This is a genomic window from Citrobacter sp. wls706, from assembly GCF_005281305.1.
GTDB lineage: Bacteria > Pseudomonadota > Gammaproteobacteria > Enterobacterales > Enterobacteriaceae > Citrobacter > Citrobacter werkmanii.
The window spans coordinates 17,715-36,491 of sequence record NZ_SZXG01000037.1; the positions used below are offsets into that span (position 1 = coordinate 17,715).

General features: G+C 51.2%; 19 protein-coding genes. 8 read left to right on the forward strand and 11 right to left on the reverse strand.

The features are described 5' to 3' along the window. The first annotated feature begins 7 nt into the window (after positions 1–7). Genes FDW92_RS16680 through FDW92_RS16690 form a run of 3 tightly spaced genes read left to right on the forward strand, consistent with a single transcriptional unit; the run spans position 8 to position 2,940 of the window. Positions 8–550: a fimbrial protein gene (locus FDW92_RS16680; RefSeq protein WP_042310477.1), complete on the forward strand. Its 543-nt coding sequence runs from the start codon at positions 8–10 to the stop codon at positions 548–550. A 1-nt stretch (position 551) separates the two neighbouring features. After that, positions 552–2,219, forward strand: coding sequence for an O-antigen ligase family protein (locus tag FDW92_RS16685; RefSeq protein WP_042310475.1), 1,668 nt, complete (start codon positions 552–554; stop codon positions 2,217–2,219). 1 nt (position 2,220) lies between these two features. After that, complete coding sequence (locus tag FDW92_RS16690; protein ID WP_042310473.1) at positions 2,221–2,940, forward strand: EAL domain-containing protein; 720 nt, start codon at positions 2,221–2,223, stop codon at positions 2,938–2,940. Between the two features lie 15 nt (positions 2,941–2,955). Here the strand turns inward: FDW92_RS16690 and FDW92_RS16695 are convergent, their stop codons facing one another. From FDW92_RS16695 to fadE, 3 genes are all read right to left on the reverse strand, one after another. After that, entirely contained in the window at positions 2,956–3,366 is a 411-nt protein-coding gene (locus tag FDW92_RS16695) for a Spy/CpxP family protein refolding chaperone (protein ID WP_038637532.1), read from the reverse strand. Positions 3,367–3,546: 180 nt separating this feature from the next. Further along, positions 3,547–4,314: an amidohydrolase gene (locus FDW92_RS16700; RefSeq protein ID WP_042310470.1), complete on the reverse strand. Its 768-nt coding sequence runs from the start codon at positions 4,312–4,314 to the stop codon at positions 3,547–3,549. Between the two features lie 110 nt (positions 4,315–4,424). Next, positions 4,425–6,869 (reverse strand): acyl-CoA dehydrogenase FadE, encoded by a 2,445-nt coding sequence (fadE, locus tag FDW92_RS16705; protein WP_042310469.1) that lies wholly within the window; start codon positions 6,867–6,869, stop codon positions 4,425–4,427. A 239-nt stretch (positions 6,870–7,108) separates the two neighbouring features. On the opposite strand from fadE, the gene lpcA reads away from it, so the two are divergent. Next, the gene (gene lpcA / locus FDW92_RS16710) at positions 7,109–7,690 is read left to right on the forward strand and encodes a D-sedoheptulose 7-phosphate isomerase (RefSeq protein ID WP_137400663.1); all 582 of its coding nucleotides are present in this window, start codon (positions 7,109–7,111) and stop codon (positions 7,688–7,690) included. Positions 7,691–7,801: 111 nt separating this feature from the next. After that, positions 7,802–8,569 (forward strand): class II glutamine amidotransferase, encoded by a 768-nt coding sequence (locus FDW92_RS16715; protein ID WP_042310466.1) that lies wholly within the window; start codon positions 7,802–7,804, stop codon positions 8,567–8,569. On the opposite strand, the gene dpaA is transcribed toward FDW92_RS16715, so the two are convergent. Beyond that, positions 8,540–9,280 carry a peptidoglycan meso-diaminopimelic acid protein amidase gene (dpaA, locus tag FDW92_RS16720; protein WP_042310464.1) on the reverse strand — a complete coding sequence of 247 codons (741 nt, stop codon included), beginning with the start codon at positions 9,278–9,280 and terminating at the stop codon, positions 8,540–8,542. The genes FDW92_RS16715 and dpaA overlap by 30 nt on opposite strands. Positions 9,281–9,629: 349 nt before the next feature. Here dpaA and FDW92_RS16725 point away from each other — a divergent pair, with 349 nt between their 5' ends. Continuing rightward, complete coding sequence (locus FDW92_RS16725) at positions 9,630–10,391, forward strand: C40 family peptidase (RefSeq protein WP_042310462.1); 762 nt, start codon at positions 9,630–9,632, stop codon at positions 10,389–10,391. A gap of 37 nt (positions 10,392–10,428) precedes the next feature. On the opposite strand, the gene flhA is transcribed toward FDW92_RS16725, so the two are convergent. Genes flhA through FDW92_RS16760 form a run of 7 tightly spaced genes read right to left on the reverse strand, consistent with a single transcriptional unit; the run spans position 10,429 to position 16,686 of the window. Next, entirely contained in the window at positions 10,429–12,522 is a 2,094-nt protein-coding gene (gene flhA / locus FDW92_RS16730; RefSeq protein WP_042310459.1) for a flagellar biosynthesis protein FlhA, read from the reverse strand. Beyond that, entirely contained in the window at positions 12,506–13,645 is a 1,140-nt protein-coding gene (locus FDW92_RS16735) for a flagellar type III secretion system protein FlhB (RefSeq protein ID WP_042310457.1), read from the reverse strand. Before FDW92_RS16735 ends, flhA begins: the two co-directional genes overlap by 17 nt. Then, the gene (gene fliR / locus FDW92_RS16740; RefSeq protein ID WP_042310456.1) at positions 13,635–14,417 is read right to left on the reverse strand and encodes a flagellar biosynthetic protein FliR; all 783 of its coding nucleotides are present in this window, start codon (positions 14,415–14,417) and stop codon (positions 13,635–13,637) included. Before fliR ends, FDW92_RS16735 begins: the two co-directional genes overlap by 11 nt. Position 14,418: 1 nt before the next feature. After that, entirely contained in the window at positions 14,419–14,691 is a 273-nt protein-coding gene (locus FDW92_RS16745; protein WP_003838859.1) for a flagellar biosynthetic protein FliQ, read from the reverse strand. A gap of 12 nt (positions 14,692–14,703) precedes the next feature. Further along, a complete protein-coding gene (fliP, locus tag FDW92_RS16750) occupies positions 14,704–15,462 on the reverse strand; it encodes a flagellar type III secretion system pore protein FliP (protein WP_042310455.1) in 759 nt (252 codons plus the stop codon). Then, positions 15,459–15,830 (reverse strand): FliM/FliN family flagellar motor switch protein, encoded by a 372-nt coding sequence (locus FDW92_RS16755; RefSeq protein WP_042310452.1) that lies wholly within the window; start codon positions 15,828–15,830, stop codon positions 15,459–15,461. Before FDW92_RS16755 ends, fliP begins: the two co-directional genes overlap by 4 nt. Further along, positions 15,823–16,686: a FliM/FliN family flagellar motor switch protein gene (locus FDW92_RS16760; protein ID WP_042310451.1), complete on the reverse strand. Its 864-nt coding sequence runs from the start codon at positions 16,684–16,686 to the stop codon at positions 15,823–15,825. The genes FDW92_RS16755 and FDW92_RS16760 overlap by 8 nt, the downstream gene beginning before the upstream one ends. 593 nt (positions 16,687–17,279) lie before the next feature. Between FDW92_RS16760 and FDW92_RS16765 the strand changes: the two genes are divergently transcribed. Beyond that, positions 17,280–18,266 (forward strand): sigma-54 dependent transcriptional regulator, encoded by a 987-nt coding sequence (locus FDW92_RS16765; RefSeq protein WP_042310449.1) that lies wholly within the window; start codon positions 17,280–17,282, stop codon positions 18,264–18,266. 47 nt (positions 18,267–18,313) lie between these two features. Beyond that, positions 18,314–18,667 (forward strand): flagellar hook-basal body complex protein FliE, encoded by a 354-nt coding sequence (locus FDW92_RS16770; protein ID WP_042310447.1) that lies wholly within the window; start codon positions 18,314–18,316, stop codon positions 18,665–18,667. Positions 18,668–18,777 lie beyond the last annotated feature (110 nt).

Here is an 18,777-nt window from a genome sequence, read left to right on the forward strand (position 1 = left end):
TAATACCATGACTTTCAGAACGTTAATCGCGGTGAGTACGCTGCTGTTTGGCGCAACGGTACAGGCTGATACCAAACTGGTCGGTGGCGATATGTATTTTCACGGCACCATCAGAGCGCTGGCCTGCAGCCTTGCACCCGGCGGCGACAAAATCGAGGTCGATTTCGGGCAAATCGCGACGCAGGATCTCTATCTCTCAGGACGCAGTAAGCCGGAAAAATTCAGCATCCAGTTACGCGACTGCAACCCGGAGGTTTTCCGCGGGATCTCGGTCACTTTCAGCGGCAAGGAAGATGCGGAGCTTACCGATCATCTGGCGCTGGATAGCAGCGAGCAGGACGGGGCATCGGGGATCGGGATTGGAATGAGTGAAGACGATGGCACGGCAATCCGGCTTGATGAAAGCACGTCAGTTACAGAGATTACTGAAGGGTCGATGACGCTGAATTTTTTGGCGTGGGTCGCGGCAGAACCGTCGGCGATAAAAAACCAGTCTCTTGAATACGGTCCGTTCAGCGCCAGCGGGACCTGGACGTTGAATTACCAGTAGCATGATGAACGCACTGAATCGTATTGCGCCGCTGCCTGGCCAGAAATTATTGCTGATTGTCAGTCTGTTTTTCTGGTGCGGGATCATGCACCTCTACTGGCTGAATAACGGCGGCAGCGGTCTGTCGTTGCCGCTTAATATTACCAGTTGGATCTACGCTGCAGTATTGGCAGCAAGTACGGCGATGCTACTGCCTCGCCGACGCTGGCGCATCACTGTACCTGCTATTGGATTTATGCTGGGCGCGCTGATCCTGACGCTGCTTTGTCTGCTGACGCCGGGCATCTGGCGGTCCGAGGCGCTGCTGGTAGCGGGGGCGTTACTGGGTGGCGTGCTTGTCTATCTGGTGACGTTACAAATTCCACTTACGACAAACGTTCGCACGGTATTGCTGGCCCTGTTATGGGGGGCATGCGTCATCGAATGTGTGGCGTTTGTCTATCAGTACTGGCATTGGCCGGGCGTTGATTACTGGGAGTTCGCCTGGCGGCGCGGCACGCGGCCCTACGGTATTTTTCAGCAGGTCAATCTGCTGGCCAGTTTCACTGCGTGCGGCGTGCTGCTGTCAGCGCTGCTCTTTTTACGCCAGGGCGGCAGATACCGAATTGTTTTCGGGGTTGCTCTGGTGATGATGGGATTTGTGCTGCATGAATCCCAGTCGCAAACCGGCTATTTGTCTCTGGCGGTCGGTGAGGTGTTGCTGATGGTGGTGTTCCCTGCACAACGCCGCACGCTGTTGCTACTTCTCCTGCCGTTGGCGTTAGGTATGGCGACAGGCGCTGCCGCTCGCCATTTGTTGTCCGTTGCCACGGTAGATCATTTAACGACTTCTCATGTGCGCTGGACGGTGCTGAAAACATCACTGGCATTATTTGCCGAACGCCCGTGGATGGGATGGGGCGTGGGCAGTTTCGCTGCTGTTTTTCTCGAACGAGCGGGGCCATTAGGGCTGAGCAGTATCTCGCATCCACATAATGAATTGGTGCTGTGGCTGGTGGAGGGCGGTCTGGTTGGACTGGCGGGCGCGCTGTGTTTTATTGCGGGTGGGTTATGGCTCTGGCTGCACGGAAATTGCTGGCGTCGCGCCTGCCTGGTGGCGGCGTTGCCGGTGGTTATCCATATGTTGACGGAATACCCAGTCAGACAGTCAACGCCACACTGGTTATTGCTGATCCTGCTGCTTCGTTGCGCAGATGGCGCGCTAACAGGGGCAAGTCTGACGCGCCCGGCGACGTCGTTGATTCGTTGGCTGGCATTTATCTCGTTTCTGATAGCCACTCCCTTGTTACTTCTCACGCTACAGACGCAACAGCAACTGACGCTGGCGGAACGGCAGTCAACACAGTGGCAACTTGCTGAATCGCTCCCGGTGGGCGGCTGGTTGCTTGCCACACGCTACCGGTTCGATCTCCAGATGGGATACCTGCAACGGTATCAACGTACCCGGGATGCTCGCTGGCTGGAGTTGGTTCGCCGCTGGGCGCCTGACTATGTGCGTGTTCACCCGGACCCGAATATCTCCTTCACGCAAATCTTGCTGGCGTTACAGCAGCGCGACCTGACCCAGGCGCACCGTCTGGCGACGCGCTTTTACCTGATCTACCCGAACGATCGCCGTATCTCCTGGTTACAGGATGCACGACGTCCTTTTAATCAAAAAATGGAATGACATGAACAGACTCAGCGAACAGGCTCAATATGTACCAGAGCTTCCCCGTAATGCCGAACTGCTGCGGATCTCCGGGATCCGTTTGCAGCGCATTCATTTTTTTGATGATGCATCACTGGATGTCCGTGAGGTGTTAAGCCAGGTACGCACACCGCTCCCGCTGGATCTTTTTTTCAAGCATCTTTCTGTCAGCGCGAAACAGCAGCTGTTTATGTGGCAAATGCAGCGGGTACTCTTACTCCCAGGAAGCTATTCGCTGAATTTATCCGTCAGGATGCTGACCTGTCTGTCGTGGATCTCGCGACTCACCAGGCAGGCGCATCAGGGGCGGATTGTTATTGAAATTCAGGATCCCGCTACCATGATGCGTCTGGAAAAGGCAGAACAGCAGGCGGTATGCATCGCCATAAAAACCCTGGTGCGCCATGGTTTTCGCGTGTGGCTGGATGACGTTTCGCCTGAGCTGTTTTTTGTCTGGCGACTGTCTGGCATCCGTTTTGATGCCATTAAAATTGAAAGCGGGATGTTTCATCAGTTCAGATCATCGGAGTGGCAGTTGAGAGTACTGGTCAATCAATTTCGCGGGCTGGGAGAGCGGGTGGTGATCGAGGGAGTAGAAACCGCGCAGGATTACGCCATCTGCCGTATGAGCGGCGCAGATGCTGTACAGGGCTTCTTTTTTCAGCAGGAGATCGTGCCGAAAAGCCTGAATCATTGCTGATTCAGGCCCTGGGGATTACTCGCTCAGCGTCTGTGCGATATCTTTCTGTACCTGCTGGCGCTGTTCCGGAGTCAGCACTTTGTTCAGGTCAAAGTAGTATTTCACACGATAATAACGCGCTTGTTGTTCGATGTTGCTGAACGCGGAAAGCTGCTTCTTAACGGCGGTTTCATCCCATTTCCCGGACTTGATGACGTCAATCAATGCGCCGTCTTTAACATCTTTCACTGAAATCTGGCTGACGTTGGTTTCAAGCTGCTGGTGCAGTTTTTTGATCTGCGCAACCTGGTCGGTGGTCAGCTTAAGGTGCTGGACTACCGGGTCCTGAGCTGGAGCGGGAACGTTGGATACATTTGCTGCAAACGTGCTAAAAGAAGCGCCAGCTACGGTTGCAGCCAGCAAAGTCATGCGTACGAAGTTCTTCATTATTGAAATCCTGATAAAGGAATTATTAACATTGTCAGACACTCGCCGGTTACGAGTGATTATCCCTTGCAGAATACGTTGCCTGAAGCATGTCGCCACGCGAATTTGTTTTGCGGTTGGTTACGGAGTGCAACAATCCCGCTACGGAAAAATGTTACGCAGCGGGAGGAGAGGCGATATCTACAGCGCGAACGGGTCGGCGTCCTGCCAGGCGGGAAACTTTTCGCGATACTCACGCAGTGCCGAGAGCGACAGTTCAGCGTCAATACGTGTGGCTTGATGCGGCTCGGCGGTGGCAATAATCTCACCCTGTGGATTTATCACCCGGCTGTCACCGCGATAATGATGACCGTTACCGTCAGTTCCTACACGGTTACATCCTGCTACATACGCCTGATTCTCAATCGCCCGTGCAGTGAGCAGAACCTGCCAGTGCAGTGAACGCGGCGCGGGCCAGTTAGCCACATACAAGGCGAGGTCGTAATCGTTACGGTTGCGCGACCACACCGGAAAACGCAGGTCATAACAGACTAACGGCAGAATGCGCCAGCCGCGCCATGTAAAAATAACGCGCGCTTCTCCCGCCTGGTAATGCTGATGTTCATCCGCCATGCGGAACAGATGACGTTTGTCATAGAAATGCACATTACCTTCGGGCTCGACCAGTAAAAAACGGTTAACCGCACCGCGTTCGGACTGAATCGCGGCACTGCCCGCGATCAGGGCGTTCGTCTGTTGCGCTTTGGCGCGCATCCAGCTTACGACTTCTTCCTGCGGCAGCGATTTGTTTGCTGCTTCCATCGCAAATCCGCTGGTAAACATCTCGGGCAACACAATCACATCACGTCCGGTGACGGTTTCCAGTTGTCGGTCGAAATGGCGCAGGTTGGCCGGGCCATCCATCCAAATCAACGGTTGTTGCAGCAGAGTAATTTTCAAACCAGGCACGATCGAGGCTCCTCGTTGAACAACATTTTGACACTGTAGCATGAGCTTTAACGAAAATGTGGCAATAAAAAGCCCCGCATTAAGCGGGGCTAAATGTTATGCGTGTGTCGTTATGCCGCTTCGACCTTACGCACTTTCTCTGGCAGCTTTACCGGCTGAGTCGCCAGCTCCTCGGGTTCGAAGTCATCCACGTTAATGCTGCGCAGACGGCTCGCTTCGGCTTTCACCAGAATCGCGGCTTCGTCTTTATCAATCAACCCTTTGGCCAGCGCGTTATGCGCCAGTTCGTCCAGGCGGGTAAACGGCAGGTTTTTACCCAACTCTTTGCAGATCCGCTGGTGGATAGGGTCGGCTGCAATCACGTCCAGCAGAGCCTCTTCCAGCAAACCGACCGGATTATGCTCGCTTGGCGTCAGGTATTGACCGCGACCAAGGCGAGAACGGGTGGCGCTCGGAACCTGCAAAATCTTCGCGACCTTATGATCCAGCTTGTCGGACGGTGCATGATAGTGGCGACCGGTCGGGAAGATAACCACACTCAGCAAACCGGCAACCAAACGGTTCGGGAAGTTTTTCAGCAGATCGTCCATCGCCTGTTCGGCTTTGTACAACGCATCCTGGACGCCCCAGTGAACCAACGGCAGGTCGGCTTCATTACGGCCTTCATCGTCATAACGCTTCAGCACCGCAGAGGCCAGGTACAGCTGGCTTAACACATCCCCCAGTCGCGCCGAGATACGTTCACGACGCTTCAGGCTACCGCCCAGAACAGCCATGGACACATCCGAAAGCAGTGCCAGGTTGGCGCTCAGACGGTTCAGGTGCTGATAGTAACGTTTGGTCGCATCGGCGGTCGGCGTGCTACTGGTTAAGCCACGCGTCAGGCCCAGCCAGAAACTGCGTACCTTATTGCTGCCAACGTGACCGATGTGTTTGAACAGCAACTTGTCGAACGCATTCACATCGTTATTCTGCGCCGCAGCCATCTCTTCAAGCACATACGGATGGCAGCGAATCGCACCCTGACCGAAGATCATCATACTACGGGTCAGAATGTTAGCGCCTTCAACGGTAATGGCGATAGGCGCCCCCTGATAAGCACGGGCGAGGAAGTTACTTTCGCCAAGCATGATGCCTTTACCGCCAGTAATATCCATGGCATCGATGATTGATTGCTGTCCACGGTGAGTACAGTGATACTTCACGATAGCCGACAGTACCGCCGGTTTTTCACCCAACATAATGCCGTAGGTAATCAGCGACGCCGCAGCATCCATCACGTAGGCGTTACCGGCAATACGCGCCAACGGCTCTTCAATACCTTCCATCTTGCCGATAGAGATTTTGAACTGGCGACGAATATGCGCATACGCGCCGGTTGCCATTGCGACCGATTTCACGCCGCCCGTGGAGTTGGACGGCAGGGTAATACCGCGCCCCACAGACAGACATTCCACCAGCATACGCCAGCCCTGACCGGCCATTTTGGGGCCACCGATAATGTAATCAATCGGCACGAAGACATCTTTGCCCAGCGTCGGACCGTTCTGGAACGGCACGTTAAGCGGGAAGTGGCGACGGCCAATCTGTACGCCCGGGGTTGAGGTTGGGATCAGCGCACAGGTAATGCCGAGTTCCTCTTCCCCACCCAGCAGTTTTTCCGGGTCGGAGAGTTTAAATGCCAGACCCAATACGGTAGCGATAGGCGCCAGCGTGATATAACGTTTGTTCCAGGTCAGGCGCATCCCCAGCACCTGCTGACCCTGCCAGTCACCCATACAGACCACGCCGGTATCAGGGATCGCGCCTGCGTCGGAACCTGCTTCCGGGCTGGTCAGGGCGAAACATGGGATCTCCTGACCACGTGCCAGACGCGGCAGGTAATGATTCTTCTGCTCTTCGGTGCCGTAGTGCTGCAGCAGTTCGCCTGGGCCTAATGAGTTAGGTACGCCGACTGTGATTGCGAGGATCCCGGAGACGCCGGAGAGTTTCTGCAATACGCGAGCCTGAGCATACGCGGAGAATTCCAGCCCGCCGTACTCTTTTTTAATGATCATCGCGAAGAAGCGGTGTTCTTTCAGATACGCCCACAGTTCCGGCGGCAGATCCGCGAGTTCGTGGGTGATCTGGAAGTCATTCGCCATGCGGCATGCTTCTTCAACCGGACCATCAATAAACGCTTGCTCTTCGGCTGTCAGATGCGGCTGAGGATAGTTATGCAGCTTTTTCCAGTCAGGTTTCCCCTGGAACAGGTCGCCTTCCCACCAGGTAGTACCGGCATCAATCGCTTCTTTCTCTGTACGAGACATTGGCGGCATGACTTTACGGAAACCGCGGAACACCGGCGCAGAAATCATGGATTTGCGCATCGGCGTAAAGTTAAACGGTACGAGAATAATGGCCAGAGGAACCAGCAGCCAGACTGACCACAGACCTGCCACGCCAAGCGCAGCCGTCCAGGCGAGCAAAATTAAGCTGCTGAGGAATAAGCTCACGCGGTGATAGAACAATACGCCGAGCAGAACAACCGTAGCGATAATACTCAAAATCATCATAACGAAAAGCTCCCTTGCTTGTAGGAGGTCTGACCACTTGTGATGATAAGGTTGTAGTGGATGTAAATTCTTTTAGCAATGTGTTTACAAAATAATTACAACAAAGCTCACATTGTTGGTGTTTTAACCGGCACAAAAAATCAAAAGCCGCGGCCATTCCTGTGGCTTGTACTTCTCGCTGGTAGCGCTATCCGGTACACTGCATCTTGTCATTTACATTCATGCTGAAGGATATCCTCATGTACCAGGATCTTATTCGTAACGAACTGAGCGAAGCGGCGGAAACGCTGGCTAATTTTCTTAAAGATGACGCCAATATTCACGCCATTCAGCGCGCGGCGGTCCTGTTGGCAGACAGCTTTAAAGCCGGTGGTAAGGTACTTTCTTGCGGTAACGGCGGTTCCCATTGCGACGCGATGCATTTCGCCGAAGAGCTGACCGGGCGCTATCGTGAAAACCGCCCTGGTTATCCGGCTATTGCTATCTCTGACGTTAGCCACATCTCCTGTGTCAGCAACGATTTCGGTTACGATTATGTGTTCTCCCGCTACGTTGAAGCGGTTGGCCGTGAAGGTGATGTCCTGTTAGGCATCTCGACGTCGGGTAATTCTGGTAACGTGATTAAAGCGATTGCCGCAGCGCGTGAGAAGGGGATGAAAGTCATCACCCTGATCGGTAAAGATGGCGGCAAAATGGCGGGCAGTGCGGATATCGAAATTCGTGTGCCGCACTTTGGCTACGCTGATCGTATTCAGGAAATTCATATCAAAGTGATTCATATCCTGATTCAGTTGATCGAAAAAGAGATGGTTAAATCATAAGAAGGCGATTGCCGGATGGCGGCTGAAGCCTTATCCGGCCTACATGAGCTCCACGTAGGCCTGATAAGCGCAGCGCCATCAGGCAGTTCACGGTTTTAAGGTAGGTGATGTATGTGCGAACTGCTCGGGATGAGCGCCAATGTGCCAACCGATATCTGCTTTAGCTTCACCGGGCTGGTTCAGCGCGGCGGAGGGACCGGGCCGCACAAAGACGGCTGGGGTATTACGTTTTATGAGGGTAAGGGTTGCCGTACGTTTAAAGATCCGCAACCCAGCTTTAATTCGCCTATCGCTAAACTGGTACAAGACTATCCCATCAAATCCTGTTCCGTAATTGCCCATATTCGTCAGGCGAATCGTGGAGAAGTGGCGCTGGAAAATACCCATCCATTTACCCGTGAACTATGGGGACGCAATTGGACGTATGCCCATAACGGGCAGCTCAGCGGTTATAAATCGTTGGAGACTGGTAATTTCCGTCCGGTCGGTGAAACCGACAGCGAAAAAGCCTTTTGCTGGCTGCTGAACAAGCTGACAGAGCGTTATCCACGCACGCCAGGTAATATGACAGCGGTGTTTAAATATATCGCGGCGCTGGCAGGAGAACTGCGGGAGAAGGGCGTCTTCAACATGCTGTTGTCTGACGGTCGTTATGTGATGGCTTTCTGCTCGACCAACCTGTTTTGGATCACCCGTCGAGCGCCATTTGGCGTAGCGACGCTGCTGGATCAGGATGTGGAAATTGATTTTAGCTCAGAGACCACACCCAATGATGTGGTCACCGTGATTGCCACTCAGCCGTTAACCGGCAATGAAACCTGGCAAAAGATTATGCCAGGCGAATGGGCATTATTTTGTCTCGGGGAGCGCGTAGTTTGATGCCAGCTGCGGTTGAACGACTTCGTGACTCAACGGCTTGCTGATAACGTAACGGCCATCGACGACGGAAACGGTCGGTGGCTTACGCGTTTGTTCAAAGTAATCGTATCCTGGCTTTAACTGGGCCCAGAAATCTTTGTAATACGAAAACTTATGACGCTGCATGTTGGCATCGGTCATGCGGAATGGGTAAATGCTCACCTGTACGCTGGATTGTCCAAACACCAGAGCGCCGGTGACAAACTGGAAAATCTCATCAATACCGTTGTCGGTCATCGCATAGCAGCCGACGGAAACGCAGGCGCCGTGGATCATCAGGTATTTACCTTCATAACCGTGTGCACGGTCGTAGGCGTTAGGGAAACCGATGTTAATCGCCTTATAGAAGCGGCTATCCGGTTTGAGCTGTCCGCGTTGTACGCTGTAAAACCCTTCCGGGCTTTTGAAATCGCCCTGACGCTGTTTCGGCCCTAACCCGCCGGAATAATTACAGATCTTATAACTGTCGAGCAATTGATACTGTTCGCCCATCTTGACGTACAGATCCAGCGTTCGCTCTTCTTTGAAGATCTGGATATAGACAGGGGAGCCCATTAACTGCTGCTTATATTCTTTGCTGACAGGCGTGGTCGGGCTGCTGCTGCTCAGCAAACCAGCAAATGAAACGCACGGCAATAAAAGCATCGCAAGAAAAAATGCGATTTTACGCATACTGCTTATTCCTTGATAAAACGATTACACACGCCAGGACGGCAAAAAGAGTCCCCAAATCGGATAAATCTGGATCTGGAGCGCTCACATTAGCACCAAGAGAGTTTTTCGCAAGTCTCTCGTGCGGCGTTTACACTTTAGTTTTTCTTTATACGGAAAATTGCGCTTAAAGGCAGTCAGACACTGGCTTGTTTTGTTGGTTAGCACACTGCATTTCTTCTTATTAGTGAAGAATGTCTAATATATTGAATTTAAAAAATTAATTATTTAATAATCGAATATTAAACAGGAACGATGAGCAATAGCGGTAAACTGCGGCGAACGTGTTTGACCAGGTATTCTTCTTTTCATGTTTTTTGTCTCTGCGCCCCGTTGCTTCTTACCGGGCCTGCTGTCTTTGTGTGTTGTGCTGTCTTTACCGTCTGTCGCCAAAGTTCAGCCCCACTTATCTGACGCCCATTTAAGCTATGCGGCGCAATTGCGGATGCGTAACCGCGCCCGGCTGCTGAAGCAGTATCACGCACAGGAAAAAAAACAGGCAAGCTACGTGGTGGAAGGCAACGCAGAAAGTAAACGCGCGCTGCGCCAGCAGAACCGGGCGCTGATTAAACAGCACCCGGAGTGGTTCCCTGGCCCACTAAAAGCCAGCGACCATCGCTGGCAGGAACTGGCTGAGAATGATCATTTTCTCAGTAGCGATCATCTGCACAATATCACTGAAGTGGCCATCCACCGACTTGAGCAACAGCTAGGTAAACCCTACTTGTGGGGAGGTACCGATCCTGATGAAGGGTTTGACTGTAGCGGGCTGATTTTTTATGCCTACAACAAAATCCTGGCGGCAAAATTGCCCCGGACGGCGAATGAAATGTATCACTACCGACGGGCAACCATCGTCTCTAACCGCGATCTTCGCCGTGGTGATTTAGTCTTCTTTCATATTCACAGCCGGGATATTGCCGATCATATGGGCGTCTATTTGGGGCAGGGGCAATTTATTGAATCGCCGAGGACGGGAGAAACCATTCGGGTGAGCAATTTATCCGATGACTTCTGGCGGGATCATTATCTTGGTGCCCGTCGTATTCTTACGGAAAATACGATTCTGTAATCAAAAAGGCGGTGTAATCACACCGCCTCGCCAGGCGTTAACTCAACGCCCCCATGATCTTTAATTCCAGCTCATCCGGAACTTCGTTATAAGACAACACCTGTAGGCCCGGGGCAAACAGGCGCGCATAGCGCGCGAGCAGAGGACGTAACTGCGGCGCGACCAGCAGCACCGGCTCTTTCCCCGCCGCTTTCATCTGCTCTTTTATCTGCGGCATATTGGTCTGGAACTGATTCAGCATATTGGGATCGACCGGCACACTGTCCAGCACCACTTTTCCACTTTGCTGAGCCTGATTCACCACATTCGCCAGCAGATTCTCCAGTTCACTATTCAGCGTATATACCGCTAGCTCATCTTTGCGTACAAACGGGTGGGTAATGCTGCGACGTAGCGCCAGACGCACATCCGCCGTTAACAGAATATGATCTTTGGTCACGGCGCTACTAGCGACCAGTACGGTGGCTATGGTGACGATATCGCGCAATGACACACCTTCGATAAGCAGCGCCCGGTACACTTTCAAGAGCTGGCTGTAATTCAGCGCTGCGCTCAAATCTTCCGCCAGACGTGGCGCCATAGAAGAGAGACGGTTATGCAACTGCGTAATGTCATCGTAATTAAACAGCTCTGGAATATAGTTACGAATGATCTTATTCACATGCGTCGCAATGACGCTGGCGCTATCAATAACCTGATACCCCATATTTAACGCTTTCGCTTTTTGCGCTGGGACAATCCAGGTGACCGGCATTCCGTAGGCCGGATCGTGACCTAAAACACCGTCGATCTCGCCATAGGTTTCACTGGAGGGCAGCGCCATCAGCTTATCTGCGGGAATATCGGCCTCATCGGCCTTGATCCCATTGATAAAAATGGCGTACTGGGTCGGTTTGAGGCGGAAGTTTTCACGAATGCGAATTTCCGGTAACAACACGCCGTTGCTGTCTGAGATCACCTGCCGCACACCGCGAATACGTTGAGTGAGCGGATTCCCTTTGGATTTATCAACCAACGACACCAGCTTGTATCCCAGGCTCAGGCTGATAGGTTCAATTAAAGGGATGGTTTCCCAACTGACCTGCTGCTCGGTGGTTTCAGCGATGGTTTTGGTCAGCGTTTCGAGATTTTTCTCTTCGGTCTCCGCCACCTTGGGGCGCTTGCTCATGCGCCAGGCGGTGAATCCCAGCAGGGCGCTGAAAATCAGGAAGGGGAAATGCGGCATCCCCGGCACCACTGCCAGCACAAACATAATGCTGGTGGCGGTATACAGCACGGAGGGGCTGGCCAGCAGTTGGCTACGCACGTCTGTGGCAATATCGCCGCTGTCGCTTACACGGGTGACGATGATCGCTGCCGCGGTCGACAACAGCAGAGAAGGGATCTGGGCGACCAGGCCGTCACCGATGGTCATCAGTACGTATTGCTGGAATGCGGCTTCGGCGCTTAAATCGTATTTAAAGATCCCGATACAGACGCCGCCGATCAGGTTGATAGCCAGGATCATCATCCCGGCGATGGCATCGCCGCGTACGAACTTTGACGCACCATCCATCGCGCCATAGAAATCCGCTTCGCCCGCTACGTCTTTACGTCGTGTTTGCGCCTGCGCCTGATTAATCAGTCCTGCGTTGAGATCGGCATCGATCGCCATCTGCTTACCGGGCATGGCGTCAAGCGTAAAGCGGGCAGAAACTTCGGAGATACGCTCCGCACCTTTGGTCACCACGATAAAGTTAATGATCATCAGAATGATGAACACCACGAAACCAACGACAAAGTTACCGCCGATCACCACCTGGCCGAAGGACTCAATCACCTTACCGGCAGCGCCTGCACCCATGTGACCGTGCAGTAATACCACGCGTGTTGACGCCACGTTCAGCGTCAATCGCATCAGGGTGGTGATCAGCAGAATGGTCGGGAACAAGCTGAATTCGAGCGGGCGTTTCGCTGAAACGGCCACTAACAGCACCATCACCGCCAGCACGATGTTAAAGGTGAACAGAATATCCAGCAGAGCCGGTGGTAACGGCAGGATCACCATGGCCAGGATACACAGTATAACCAGCGGAATGCCGATGTTACCGTTACGCAGCAGCGCCAGGAATTGTTTAGTTGTTTTCGGCATCCAGTTTAAGAACCTCTTTTGGAATGGAAATATGTCTGTTCAGCGAAGGACGTGCTTGTGAACCGTCACGCCAGTGCTTCATTTGCAGTACATAGGTCAGGACGTGTGCAATCGCCCGATACAGTTGAAATGGGATCTGTTGATTCACCTGGGTGGTGTAATAAACGGAGCGTGCCAGCTTAGGAAACTCAACAACTTCAATATTGCTTTCTGCCGCCACCTGGCGGATATACAGCGCGATTTCATCAGTGCCTTTAGCAACCACGAAAGGCGCTGCGGCGCGTGACTGGTCGTACTGTAGCGCCACGGCATAGTGGGTTGGGTTGGTGATCACCACATCGGCTTTTGGCACAACTTTGCGAATTTGCCCCATAGCCATTTGCCGTTGCAGGCGACGGATCCTGGCCTTAACCTCGGGTTTACCTTCCTGATTTTTATACTCTTCTTTCACTTCCTGTTTCGTCATCTTCAGCCCTTTGGTGAACATTTTTTTTGCCAGAGGGACATCGATCAACGCAAAGAAAACAAACAAGATGACAAAGTTGCGCATGATGCTGCTGTACAGCGCCAGACCATCGCTGATGGCCTGTTTGAAATGAAGCTCTTGTAAGCCGAGGAATGCGGCAACGTTATTGCGTACGCTGAGCCATAGCATCACCAGCAGCACTATCGCTTTGAGCGTCATCTTGCCGGTATCGACCAGATGGTCGGTGGAAAACAGGCGACTAATCCCTTTGATCGGGCTTAATTTGCTAAAGTCCGGCAATATTTTTATCGGCAGGAATAGCCAGCCTCCCGGAATCAGTGAGGCAAACAGCGCGGCAACCGGCATCGGTAACAGCGTCAGGATGAATTTCCCCAGAATCAGCAGATGGTGCTCAAGAAACTGACCGATGATATCCGGGTCATTAATGTTCTGCGCGTACTGATGCACGCTGATAAAGCTTTCGCGCACGAAATCTTCGTACCAGGGAAAGCTGCTGGAGATCACCATAAACGCGGCAAACAGACTGGCGGCAAGCCCCATATCTTTTGAACGCGGTATTTGTCCCTCTTGTCTGGCCTTGCGAAGTTTTTGCGCCGAGGGTTTTTCTGTTTTTTCTTCGCTACTGCTATCCGCCATAGTGCCCCTTCAACGCGTCAAGCTGCTGTAAGACGAAATTCGCCAGGTGCAAATAGTGGTCGGGCAGGTTGTAAAGCAGAGTCGCAAAGCAGATCAGGCCCGCCAGCATGTTGATGGGAAAACCTAATGAGTACAGGTTGAGCGGTGGTGCAATACGGTTTAGCAGACCAAAGCAGCCCTGAACAATCAGCATGATGAAGGTTGTCGGCAGCGCCAGCAGCGTGGCGGCGGCGAATACCCAGCCCAGCGCCAGGGAAATCGTGCGCAGAGATTGCGGATGCAGAGCATTGCCAATCGGCCAGTAAGTAAAGCCTTTGAATAAAATACTCACCAGCAACAGATGTCCGTCCATGGCAAAAAACAGGATCACCGCGTAGATGTTGATCATTTCCGCCAGCACCGTCGTTGACGCGCCGCTGCTGGGGTCGTTCATTACCGCCATGCTCATCCCCATATTAAAAGAGAGGATCTGACCCGCCAGTTGCAGCGCTAAAAATAAAAACTGCAGCATCAGGCCAAAAAGCATCCCCCACAGAAACTGCTCTGCGGTCAAAATAACGCTGTTCATCGACAGCAGGCTGGTGGGCACCGGGTGGGGGATAAGGGGCGTAATGATAAAGGCCAACGCCAGTGACAAAATAATGCGTATACGTATGGTCAGTGCGGCATTATCCAGTACTGGCGCGTAGTGAATAAACGCCATAATGCGCACGAAGGGAAACCACATACCCAGAATCAGATTACTTAACTGTGTAATATCTGTTTCGCGCATGTCAGTGCACCAGAATGGCGGCCTGAGTGAACAGATGCACGCAGAGATCGCTCAACTGGACGATCATCCATTTTCCGCAAATACCCAATACCGCGAGGGTGACGATCAGCCGGGGTAAAAAACTAAGCGTTTGTTCGTTAATCTGCGTCACAGCCTGAAAAATGCTGACTAACATACCGACCAGAAGGCTGGGAACGACCAACACGCAGACTAAAATGATCACAACTTTTATACCGCTGGCGACGATGTCTGCGGCTACATCAATGGTAAGCATGTCTGATCTCCGTTAGCCCAGTCCCAGACCGCGAATGCTGGAGGTCAGCGTCCCAACGGTCAGCGCCCAGCCATCAATAAGCACAAACAGCATCAGCTTAAAGGGCAGCGAAACGATCAGCGGTGACAGCATCATCATCCCCATCGCCATCAGTACGCTGGCGACGATCAGGTCGATCACGAGGAACGGAATGTAAATCATAAAACCTATCTGGAAGGCGGTTTTGAGTTCGCTTAGCACATAGGCGGGAACGATAATGGAAAGATCCTGGTCGACTGCATTCCCTTTCGCGTTGGCGATTGTCATTATCTGCGCAATCGCTTTTTTATTGGTCTGCGCCAGCATAAAGCGTTTCAATGGCGAAGCGGCTGTACTCAGGGCGTCGGGGAGCGTGATTTGATCGTTTTCAAAAGGGACCACGGCATGATCGTAAATGTTGATCCAAATTGGGCGCATCACCAGCATGGTTAACGACAGCGCAATGCCAATCAATATGCGGTTCGGCGGCGTTTGTTGCAGCCCCAACGCCTGGCGCAGAAGGGAAAGAACAATAATAAAACGGGTAAAACAGGTCATCATCAGCACCAGGGTAGGCAGAATGCCCACCAGGGTCATCAGGATCAGGACCTGGATTTTTACGCTGTATTCCTGGCTATTTCCGTGTGAAATCACATTCAGCAACGGGATATCTCCCCCTTGCGCGCAGGCAAAGGGAGAAAGGATGAGTAACGAGATACCCAGTAAGAGTGTGAGTGTTGGCGCGCGTTTCATGGTGCCAGGTCGTTGATTTCATGCGTGTTGAATTCAAGGACGCGCAGGCCATATTTTTCGTTGACCACAACCACTTCAGCCTTACCTAGCAGGATATTATTGACCTTGATATCCAGCGGTTCACCGGCGAGTTTATCCATCTCGATGACGGTGTCATCATCGATGTTCAGCAGATCGGCCAGCATCACCTCTACGGATGAAACTTCCAGCGTTAGCGTGACCGGAATACGTTTGAGTAATGACATCGACTCGGAAAAACGGTCTTCTAAACGCGCCACCAGCTTTTCTGTGACAGACGGTGTGGGTGGCGTAGTCGCTTCGGGGGCTAACTCGAAGCCTTGCTCTAAAATATCTTCTGGCTTACTCATAGGATTTCTCCGTCTTGCTCGTTAATTCGGACAAAAACAGTTTGTCTTTATCCTCTACGATCAGGGCATTAAATAATTCGGATTTCCCGATATAAACAGGGAAAGTATCAGGCATCGCAATCGGTAAAATATCGCCGGGTTTAATCGTCGTCAGGTCGGCAACATTCAGAGGAATTTCTGCAATCTTCACGTTCATGGTTAGCGGCAGCGTATGAATGATTTCTTTGATCAGCGTTTTTTTACGCGTTTCAGCGCTGGTTTTATCAATCTGCTTTTTTTTCTCTCCGTGTTCGCTACGGCGGATCAAATTCAGAATGTAATCGGTATGCGAATCGTCCAGTAAGATGCGGAAACTACAATTCTCATCATCACCTAATACAAATGTAAGCTGATAAGCCCAGTGGGTTTGTATGGTGCTGCTGTCGGGTTTGAGCGTCAGTGGAATACCGGATATATTTTTATTAAAAATGATATTGCAAATATCCAGTGCCAGTCTGCTTCGCAACCGGATTTCCGTTTTGGTTGGTAAATCATCTTGCGACTTCTCGTCGGCGAGAGATGATGTCAGACCATAAAAGTTACCTAATAACATTAACAATAATGCGCGGTCGATATCAAAGGCCAGATGCCCAACCTGAGAAACTAATAATTCCGCACTTTTATTGATAACATCCATCTCACAGTGTATTTTTTTTAGTGTTATATTTGTGCGATGTTTTTTCAGGAAATAGTTTCCAAGATGTGATTCAATTGTATCAAAACTTCCCGTAAACATAGTCGGCAGACGATGATATGGACGTCCAAGCCGGTTTCCTTCAAGTTTAAAGATTCCGGGCGTTTGACTATATTTCAGCATGGTACGCTTTCTCAGCTGTAATTTCTGGGGCGGATAAGTTGATATCAAATTCCGCGGTTATCAAAGAAAATACAAATCCATTTAATTTACTGTTCATCCTTGACGCTATTCTCATAGTGTTGAAGTCCATTAGATACGAAATGCAGTACCTACTCACGTCAATGGAGTAGGGCTGGATATTAGATATTTTACCCCTCTCCTCTGCAAGTTATTAATGGTGATGAACTATAATTAAAAAATAATTAATTACACATCCGTGATGTTGCCCACTTACTGCCTGTCGCTGCTTAGGCTTATCATTGTGTCTGTTTTTTACACGGTTTTTCTTATAGGTTGATGTTTTTAAAGGAATAATATTTTTATTATCTTTTAATTTAAGATTGTTAATGTTACTGGTGATAGTATTTTTTTAGGAAAATCCCTATTTGGAAATAGTCTCCGATAGGGCTGCCCCGTGAACGGGCGGTAAAACATGAGCAAGGATGAGATTAAGACATGGCACGGGCGATATCTATTATTCGATGATTGTGCTTTGGAATGATTTGTATATTTCTCGTAACGGATGTTAACTTTACTTCTAAGTGTAAATAATCATGTTTGAACTTATTGCCGAAGCAGCCTCCAGCATTAACGTTTTTTCAATGGCCAGGCGTATTGCTGCGTTTAATGTTCCAGTACTTATCCATGGCGAAACCGGTACTGGTAAAGAATGTATCGCCAAATTTATTCACTCGATTGCATTTGCGCAGGAGGCGTCGGCGCCTTATATCGGTGTGAACTGCGCCGCTATTCCTGAAAACATGCTTGAAGCAACGCTCTTTGGTTATGATAAAGGGGCGTTTACTGGAGCGGTGGCCACCGTACCGGGAAAGATGGAATTAGCCAATAACGGTACATTACTGCTGGATGAGATCGGCGATATGCCTTTGGCACTACAGGCCAAAATACTGCGTGTATTACAGGAACAACAGGTTGAGCGTTTAGGAAGTAACCGTCTCATCAAATTAAATTTTCGTTTAATTGCCTGCACCAATAAAAATCTTGAAGAAGAGGTTGCGGCAGGACGCTTCAGAGAAGATCTCTATTATCGCATGTCAGTGATTCCGTTGACCATGCCGCCTTTGCGCGAGCGTATGGAAGATATTATCCCACTGGCGGAATCCTTTATTAAAAAATACTCCACGGTGCTGGTAAAAAATATCAAGCTTTCTGAATCGTCACGCCGGGCGTTACTGAGCTATGCGTGGCCGGGTAATGTGCGCCAACTGGAGAACGCCATTCAACGAGGAATGATCCTTAATCGTGATGGCGTCATTTATCCCGATACGTTAGGCCTGCCATCCATTGAGTCCGATTCCTGGAGCGAGCCGCAATGGCAACCTAAACCCAGCGCGCAGATCACCACCAGCGACAATCTGGGCCAGCATGGTCGCAGCGCACAGTATCAATATATCGCTGACCTGATGCGCAAATATCAGGGTAATAAAACCAAAATCGCTGATTTATTAGGAATAACACCACGTGCGCTTCGTTATCGTCTGGCATCAATGCGAAAACAGGGAATAGAAATCTTTTCCTGAATCAGTCTGTGGTACCGAGAACGCTTTTCTAATTTTAAGAGTAGGTCATGAGCATAAATACGATAGCCCCAGCCAGTACCATGCAGACGCAAATGATGCAGGACATGCAGCAGATGAAAGCGGTCGCGCAAGCGCCCGTCCTTTCGCCGATGCAGGTAAACCCCCAGTTGGCATCATCTCCGGTTTCGTTCGACCGGGTTATGCAGGGGGCGCTGAATCATGTTGATCGGTTCCAGCAGGTTGCGGAGCAAAAACAAACGGCCATTGAGATGGGGAAAAGCGACGACCTGGCGGGGGCGATGATCGCCAGTCAGCAGGCATCGTTATCGTTTTCCGCGCTGGTGCAGGTACGTAATAAAGTCGCTTCCGGATTCAATGACCTGATGAGCATGTCAGTCTAACGCTATGAATGAACTAATAAAAAAAGTAACTCAGTTTTTACCCTCGTTCTCTTTCAGGCTGGATGGTAAAAAACGCCTGGCGTTACTGGCGGCAGCGGCTATTGCGGCTA

Bases quoted from the DNA above. Each gene is read 5' to 3' on its own strand.
- FDW92_RS16680 (WP_042310477.1), top strand. From the start codon at position 8: ATGACTTTCAGAACGTTAATCGCGGTGAGTACGCTGCTGTTTGGCGCA.
- FDW92_RS16685 (WP_042310475.1), top strand. From the start codon at position 552: ATGATGAACGCACTGAATCGTATTGCGCCGCTGCCTGGCCAGAAATTA.
- FDW92_RS16690 (WP_042310473.1), top strand. From the start codon at position 2,221: ATGAACAGACTCAGCGAACAGGCTCAATATGTACCAGAGCTTCCCCGT.
- FDW92_RS16695 (WP_038637532.1), bottom strand. From the start codon at position 3,366: ATGAAGAACTTCGTACGCATGACTTTGCTGGCTGCAACCGTAGCTGGC.
- fadE (WP_042310469.1), bottom strand. From the start codon at position 6,869: ATGATGATTTTGAGTATTATCGCTACGGTTGTTCTGCTCGGCGTATTG.
- lpcA (WP_137400663.1), top strand. From the start codon at position 7,109: ATGTACCAGGATCTTATTCGTAACGAACTGAGCGAAGCGGCGGAAACG.
- FDW92_RS16715 (WP_042310466.1), top strand. From the start codon at position 7,802: ATGTGCGAACTGCTCGGGATGAGCGCCAATGTGCCAACCGATATCTGC.
- dpaA (WP_042310464.1), bottom strand. From the start codon at position 9,280: ATGCGTAAAATCGCATTTTTTCTTGCGATGCTTTTATTGCCGTGCGTT.
- FDW92_RS16725 (WP_042310462.1), top strand. From the start codon at position 9,630: ATGTTTTTTGTCTCTGCGCCCCGTTGCTTCTTACCGGGCCTGCTGTCT.
- flhA (WP_042310459.1), bottom strand. From the start codon at position 12,522: ATGCCGAAAACAACTAAACAATTCCTGGCGCTGCTGCGTAACGGTAAC.
- FDW92_RS16735 (WP_042310457.1), bottom strand. From the start codon at position 13,645: ATGGCGGATAGCAGTAGCGAAGAAAAAACAGAAAAACCCTCGGCGCAA.
- fliR (WP_042310456.1), bottom strand. From the start codon at position 14,417: ATGCGCGAAACAGATATTACACAGTTAAGTAATCTGATTCTGGGTATG.
- FDW92_RS16745 (WP_003838859.1), bottom strand. From the start codon at position 14,691: ATGCTTACCATTGATGTAGCCGCAGACATCGTCGCCAGCGGTATAAAA.
- fliP (WP_042310455.1), bottom strand. From the start codon at position 15,462: ATGAAACGCGCGCCAACACTCACACTCTTACTGGGTATCTCGTTACTC.
- FDW92_RS16755 (WP_042310452.1), bottom strand. From the start codon at position 15,830: ATGAGTAAGCCAGAAGATATTTTAGAGCAAGGCTTCGAGTTAGCCCCC.
- FDW92_RS16760 (WP_042310451.1), bottom strand. From the start codon at position 16,686: ATGCTGAAATATAGTCAAACGCCCGGAATCTTTAAACTTGAAGGAAAC.
- FDW92_RS16765 (WP_042310449.1), top strand. From the start codon at position 17,280: ATGTTTGAACTTATTGCCGAAGCAGCCTCCAGCATTAACGTTTTTTCA.
- FDW92_RS16770 (WP_042310447.1), top strand. From the start codon at position 18,314: ATGAGCATAAATACGATAGCCCCAGCCAGTACCATGCAGACGCAAATG.